At 41.1% G+C, this 2,427-nt stretch carries 2 protein-coding genes; both read right to left on the reverse strand.

Annotated elements, in window-relative coordinates:
* Positions 1-57 precede the first annotated feature (57 nt).
* Positions 58-774 carry an IS21-like element helper ATPase IstB gene (istB, locus tag BFI01S_RS21560; protein WP_061794401.1) on the reverse strand — a complete coding sequence of 239 codons (717 nt, stop codon included), beginning with the start codon at positions 772-774 and terminating at the stop codon, positions 58-60.
* The gene (istA, locus tag BFI01S_RS21565) at positions 774-2,276 is read right to left on the reverse strand and encodes an IS21 family transposase (protein ID WP_061794400.1); all 1,503 of its coding nucleotides are present in this window, start codon (positions 2,274-2,276) and stop codon (positions 774-776) included. Before istA ends, istB begins: the two co-directional genes overlap by 1 nt.
* Positions 2,277-2,427 lie beyond the last annotated feature (151 nt).

A 2,427-nucleotide genomic window follows, 5' to 3' on the forward strand; every position in this document is an offset into this window, starting at 1 on the left:
CAAAAAATGCATGAAACGGCAATTAAAAATGTATCCACTTGCCAACATTATTGCTAATTATTGTAATAATGACTCTTTATATCTATGGCTTTCGCCATTAAACACTACTAAATGAGAGTGATGGATCAGCCGGTCAATGACTGCCTCTGTCAAGATGGGATCACCAAAGACATGGTTCCATTGACCAAACTGCAGGTTGGTTGTAATAATAATGCTTTTTGCCTCATAACACATCGAAATAACCTGGAATAGCAGTTCTCCACCTTGTTTATGTAAAGGGATATAACCTAATTCATCAAGAATAAGTAAATCCAGCTTTTCTATTTGCTTAAATAATTTTGGCAGAGTCCCTTTTTCATTCGCTTCAAGGAGCCGATTAACCAATCCAGCTACAGTGTAGAATTTTACCGATTTGCCAAACTTATGTATGGCATTCAAGCCGATTAAAGTGGCGAGGTAGGTTTTACCGACTCCTACCCCTCCATAGAAAATGGCATTTTCCTGCTTTCCCATGAACTCTCCATTTAAAAGGTAATCCTTTGTCATTCCTGCCGGAACTTGAACCTCATCCCAATTAAACGGCTTTCCCTTCACAGCTGGCAGGGTGGCCTGGGTTAACAGGAGGTTCATTCTGCGCTCTTCACGCTGCCGGATCTCGGCTTCAAAGAGTTTGAGTAAATATTCTTGGTTATTCAAGCCTTCTACTTCGTGAAAATGCTCCTTAATCCAGCTTAGCTTCAGCCGTTTCGCATAGGACTTTATTTGTTCATTCATCATGCATCCACCCCTTTATGAAGCTGATCATAGTGCTCCAACCCTCTTGTTACTTGTGGCAATTGAGGTAATGGGGTTTTAGGCTTTATTTCATCTCTAATTCCACGTCCGTTGATAAGCTGATAGAATACTTGTTTAATTGCATCCACGGAGGGATGCCCATGCTCCGAAGCGATGACAAGCGCTTTTGTAATGGCACTAAAATCGTAATCTTTCAGGATGATCGCTAGTAGTTTCAGGGCCTTTGGTTTTTCCTCCACCGTACAGGCTACGAAATAATTCTTCCATTCTTCAGGAAGCTGATCATAAAAACTGGTATATTTAAGTGCCGTAGGCCGTTTGGCCATCAAGTTCAAATATGGCTGCCACTTCATGGATTTTCTATATTGACCATAAAGGCGGGAATGACTTACCACGAGCTGGTGGTCATCGTTCAAAATTTCCACTTTGTTATATGAGATTTTCACCAAAACCTTGCTTAAGGCAAACCTGGGTGAAGTTGAATACAAATTTAGGTCAAGCTTAATATAACCATATTTATCTGCTTTCAGTGTTTCGTATCTGACACATTCATATTCCTTTGGTGGCAATAGAAGGAGTGCAGCCTGGTCTTCTTCAAAGAGCTCAGAGATGGTCGATTCCTTTTGATAATGTTTCCTCTCACGGTCTTTTTCCGCTTTTCCCCATAGCTCCTTATTTAAATTGTCCAAATCTATGACATGAAGCCCTGGGAGGAGAAAGTTATTCCGGATATATTTGACCATAGCTTCAACGTGGCCTTTTTCATTACCGCTATTTGGATTGCAGAACTCATACTCGAAACCGTAGTGAAGAACGAAGTTTTGAAATTCCTCGGTTAAGTGCCGTTCGCCATTTGGCAGTACTTTCTTGACTGCAGGAGAGAGGTTGTCGAATCGCATAGTTTTCGGCACTCCGCCCATATGGTGAAACACCCTTTTCATCCCCTCAAGGAAACACTCTTTGTTTTGGGAAGGGAATACTTGAAAATAAAAAGCATTACTGAAAGGGAATGAAACCACGAGATACGGTAATACGATTTCTTCTCCTCCATAAACAAATGGAGCTTCCCCAAAATCCACCTGAGTAGTTCCTGGCACTGCTTCAAGTGGAATAGCTGCTTCATTTGCCTCATTGAGTACCTCTTTTTTCCTTGAAGAAACATAGTCTCTAACCGTACGGTCCGATCCTTCAAACCCATGATGATCTCTTAATAGCTCCCACATTCTTTTGGCTGTCCTACGGAATTTCTTTTTCTTTTTCAGATCCTCCTTAATCCATTGATCAAGAATCGCTTTTACTGGCCCTAAAACAGGAGCCTTCCTAGTCTGTTTTTTCTTCGGTTTTTCATTAAAGTCCTCCATTTCCGCATACTTCTTAACAGTCCTCGGATCTCTCCCCATTTTTTTAGCTACTGCAGAATATCCGCAGTCTTTATTGTGAACCTCATGTCTGATATAATTAATTTCGGCCACTGCCAACATCTCCTTAAATACCTCCTGCACGACTTTATACCCAACAGGAAGTGTATGTGTATTTTGGAATGTTGACAAGTGGCTTTTTTAATTTGTGCCTGCCCCTCGGGGCAGGCACAAATTAAATGCCATAACCTACATTTTTATGATGCCATAAACA

The sequence above is a fragment of the Cytobacillus firmus NBRC 15306 genome, from assembly GCF_001591465.1.
Taxonomy (GTDB): domain Bacteria; phylum Bacillota; class Bacilli; order Bacillales; family Cytobacillaceae; genus Cytobacillus; species Cytobacillus firmus.